At 42.2% G+C, this 2,213-nt stretch carries 2 protein-coding genes; both read right to left on the reverse strand.

Features of this window, described 5'->3' with window-relative positions; all coding sequences use genetic code 11:
- The coding region (locus tag B9J87_RS01635) for a DUF2931 family protein (protein ID WP_094149243.1) at positions 1–585 on the reverse strand (585 nt) is incomplete at its 3' end.
- Between the two features lies 1 nt (position 586).
- Positions 587–2,213, reverse strand: a 1,627-nt coding sequence (locus tag B9J87_RS01640; protein WP_094149244.1) for a phospholipase effector Tle1 domain-containing protein, incomplete at its 5' end; no start/stop codon positions are given.

Below are 2,213 nucleotides of genomic sequence, written 5' to 3' on the forward strand. Positions count from 1 at the left end.
ATCACGATCCAATACTCTATCCGGTCCCAGCTCAGCTAAATAGATGATTTCACCACAGCCTCTTAGCCAAACCTTGGCTTGCCCATTGGGCAGTAAACCGAACACGAATTCGGTGCGATAGCAAACATTACCCAATGAACCATCTCGATTTTGGTAAAGACTTTTTCTTGCCATCAAACTTTTAACGTCTTCAGATACAGTATATTTGGTGACATAAAACTGGGTATTAATAAGTGAAACCCAATACAAGTAAAGAGCATCGGGTGGTAGCTTAATTCGCATGACCTGATCACCTCGTCGATTCATTGCGAAGGGATGTATTGGTAATCCAAAACCATCATAGTCAGGAAGTTCTTTTTTGATATTTTCAAATGCACTGATCCTCATAAACTGAGAAAATGTATGTAAAGGGGATGTCCAATCTTGCGCATCGTTCACCCCATAGGCTTGAGTAACACTGACAGGATAAAAAGTGGGCATAGAGATACTAACACTCCATGGCGTCTCCGGTATCGACCCAGCATACGATGAGCAAGCATTCAACAATGCCGTAATTAGCAAAACAGATATACTTTTCAAATACATTCTACTTTCCTTTTTCGCATGGGTAGCTGGCGCGCTTATAGCAACCTTTACTTTCATCCCAAAGCGGTTTAAGTGCAAAACTATCATCTGACGAGTGGTGAAATACGTTTAACTGCATCAACTCTTGTTTACGTTTTTCATCAAACTCACTCTCTAACTTGGCATACTGTCCTTGCTTTGCCATATCCAGTACTTTTTGATTGAAAACCTTAAAGCTGGCAGCTAAACCATTTATGGTTAGCTCTGGAAAATCTCTTACTGTGTAATAAATCGCATAAGGATCCGGAACATGCCAAATCTTGCCATCATAATCCTCAAGAGGAACACCATGAAACTCAGCTAGACCATACATTAATCTGAGGTATAAACGAGAGAGTTCACCTTCCACTTTTCGCTGTATGTAAAGGCGACCGACCACTCTTCCGCCCTCTTTTTTACCATGATTAATACACTCAATTTCTGGCTCTACATAGTCATTCTCCTGCCAACCAGTGGCTAAATCACGCTGTTTATACTCAGCCAGCTTTCTTCTCACGTATTGCTCGGCGCGATCCTTATCCCAGCGGTCAGAGAAAGAGCGGCTAACACGCTTCACCAACTTTTTTTCTAAGATCGGCAAGAGGTAATCACTCTCGTTGTAGCTCAGGCGTGAATGGTAACCGCCACCAATATCAGAATGGGCTCCTGGAAGGACAAATTCATGAAAATGCGCCATCGAATCAACAGAGTTAAGATGGTTGAGGCTAAAGTTATAGCGGCACTCAATGGTAGGATCGGCGGTTAAGTGAACAGCACGCCGAACGCGCTGAGGATCAATCCATAACCTCACATCACCATTGTCATGATGAGTTGAAAAATCAAAAGAGAGTAGGTCAACCACAGAAGCGACGGTATCAAACAGGCCTGCAAAAGTAATCTCACAGCTGGCTTTAGCCTCATCTGCTTCATCCCAATCAAACCCGTAAGCTAAGGGAATGCCGCTCTTTTGGCACGCCTTGCTAAACGTTTGAGCAAACTCGCTCTGCTCGCCATCCAACACCACATTAATAAAATGTCTTGCAGCAGCAGCTCCACGGCTAAAGCCGAACACATCAAACTGCAACTTATTAAAACCGTCAACGATATTCGACTGTGCGTTAGCAAAGGTAGACTTCAGTTCCATAATTGACGTTGAAAGCTGATCTACAGAAGTACTAACTTTAGCTGTCACACCATATTTACCTATCCCTGCCCCCTGCCCAAAAATTTCCGATTCATCAGCCGGAGCAATATTTGTACTATTCCCCGTACCAATTCCGGTCATATATTCAGAAAGAAAATAGGTTTCTTTATCGTTCGAGAATTCTTTATTTATATAGCGTTCAAACAACTTCTGTACATTAGTTAGCTCATTAGTGGCGCTGCCTGCCACTGTCTCTACTTCGCCTTCATCATTTTTAAATAAGGAGATAAAGAAATTGTCTTTTTTAGGATAATCAAAACACTCGCTCGATAAGTGAGTAGCAGGAATGTCGTTTTTAAGCCGCCCTGTTTTTCTGGAAATAATGTCGCAATCAACCTTGTATTTCATTTTCCATGTTTGATAGTAATTTTCTAACTGAGTTTTCCCCCACTGCGCACTGTAGCTA

Origin of the sequence: Vibrio sp. V19_P1S1T109 (assembly GCF_002241375.1) — a bacterium.
Lineage (GTDB): Bacteria > Pseudomonadota > Gammaproteobacteria > Enterobacterales > Vibrionaceae > Vibrio > Vibrio anguillarum.